This is a genomic window from Nonomuraea sp. NPDC049141, from assembly GCF_040648415.1.
GTDB lineage: Bacteria > Actinomycetota > Actinomycetes > Streptosporangiales > Streptosporangiaceae > Nonomuraea.
Genome location: NZ_JBEZDR010000151.1, coordinates 1 through 2133 on the forward strand (window position 1 = coordinate 1; position 2133 = coordinate 2133).

Annotated in this window: 2 protein-coding genes; both read left to right on the forward strand. The window is 71.0% G+C overall.

Annotated elements, in window-relative coordinates; translation table 11 throughout:
- On the forward strand, positions 1-768 hold a 768-nt coding region (locus AB0B91_RS65320), incomplete at its 5' end, for an acyl carrier protein (RefSeq protein WP_358343070.1).
- Positions 765-2114, forward strand: coding sequence for a polyketide synthase (locus AB0B91_RS65325; protein WP_358343072.1), 1350 nt, complete (start codon positions 765-767; stop codon positions 2112-2114). The genes AB0B91_RS65320 and AB0B91_RS65325, both read left to right, overlap by 4 nt.
- Positions 2115-2133 lie beyond the last annotated feature (19 nt).

The following is a 2133-nucleotide window of genomic DNA, read 5'->3' on the forward strand; positions in this document are numbered from 1 at the left end:
GACCTGCTGGAGAAGACCGGGTGGGCTCCCGCGGAGCGGACCCTGGTCGTCCACCTGGCGGGGGAGCCACGGCCCGCGCCGCAGGATGCGCTCGAGCGGCTTCTCGGTCCGAAGACCGACGGGGTCCGCACAGCCGTCGAGTTGGCGCACGCCCTGGATGCCCCGCTCGCGGTCGTCTCCTCCGTCAACGCGCACGTCGCGGGGACGGGTGTGGAGACCTATTCGGCGGCGTGCGCCGCGGCCGAGATGATCGCGGAGCAGGCCACCCGGATCCCCGTCACCGTCGTGTCGGTGACGTCGGTGCGCGAGGCACGGCAGACCGACGAGGCGAACGTGGCCGTGGCCGAGGCCCTGGGGCTCGACGAGATCAGCGTCCTGGACATCGCCTCCTGCCTACTGGCCCGGCCCTCCCGCTCCGTGCTGCTCGGGGTGCGCGAGGACGTCGCGTTCCTCCCGCAGCGGGACGGCGGCGCGCAACACTCGTCCACTTCCGACTCTTCGGATGTCGGGACGACGGACGAGACCGGGTGGTCGCCGACCGTCAAGGCGCTCGCGCTCGCGTTGCGCCCGCTCGTCGGCGCGGAAACGGTGCGCCCGCACGCCAGCTGGTTCGACCTGGGGTTGACGTCGGTCGACCTACCGAACCTCGCCCGCGCTCTCGCGGGCCGTACCGACCGGAAGATCGGAGTACTGGAGCTGATGCGGTTCCCGAGTCTCGCGGCACTCGCGGACCACATCGACGACAGCGGGAAGAGGAATGTCGGGTGAGCGGCGAGATCGCCATCGTCGGGTACGACGCATGTCTGCCTGCCGGACGTGAGCGTGTAGAGATCGACTCGTTCCTGCGGTCGGGAACGAGCGCCGTCGTGGATGTCTCCCGTGACGAGATGCTCGCCGCGGGAGTCGCCGAGTCGGACTTCGGCCGCGAAGGCTACGTCGCGCGGTCGGCCAGGGCGGCGTGGACGCCCGACACCGCACGCCACCTGGCTGGCCTGACCCCCCATGAACTGACGATCACCGATCCGCAGCACCTGCTCTTCCTCGACTGCTGCATCGGGGCGCTGCACGACGCGGGGATGAGTCCCGACAGCGTTCGTGGCCGCGAGATCGGCGTGGTCGGCGGCATCGGCATGGGTCTGTACGCGGGCCAGTCGCTCGACTCGTACTTCACGACGCGGTTGCAGCGGGACCTCACCCTGCGGGACCAGCTCGCCTTCCCGGAGATCCTCATCGGCAACAGCAGTGACCACTGCGTCGGACGGGTCTCCTACCGGCTCGGGCTGATCGGTCCGAGCGTGAATGTCCAGACGGCCTGCTCGACGGCGCTCGCGGCGGTGGAGCACGCGGTGCTCCTGCTCCGCAGCGGCCGGGTCGACACCGTCCTCGCGGGCGCCGCGGCGTTGTACTTCCCCGATCGTCGGGGCTACCAGTGGGAGCGCGGCGGGATCCTGTCGCCGACCGGGGAGTGCCGGGCGTTCGACTCCCGGGCCGACGGCACCGTCGGCGGTAGCGGCGGGGGCGTCTTCGTGCTTCGGCGCCACGCCGACGCCGTCGCCGACGGCGACACGATCCACGGCGTGATCGAGGGAATCTTCTCCGCCAGCGACGGCGCGCAGCGTGCCAGTTATGCCGCGCCCGCGTTCGACGGTCAGGTACGGGTCATTCGTCGGGCGATGGACGACGCGTGCGTAGGACCGGACGACATCGCGTACGTCGAAGGGCACGGCACGGGAACGACGGTGGGCGACATCGTGGAACTCGGCGCCCTCCACGAGGTGTTCGGCACGCGCCGGGACGCCCTTCCCGTGGGATCGGTGAAGCCGGCGCTGGGTCACCTCGACACGGCTGCGGGCGTCGCGTCCCTCGTGAACGTCCTGCTCGGGCTGAAGCGCGGCTGGATGCCGCCGACGGTGCACTTCGAGGAACTGAACGCCGACGCGCGCGAATGGATCGCCCAGCCGTCGTTCCGTCCTGTTCCGCTCCGTACGGATGCCGCGCGAGTCGGCGTCAGCGGCTTCGGGGCGAGCGGCACGAGCGTGCACATGGTGCTCTCCGCTGGACGTGCCCGCCGCCTTATGTGCTCGACCAGCCTTTCGGGGGAAGCACGCGTGTGACCGGACCGTGACGCCCGCC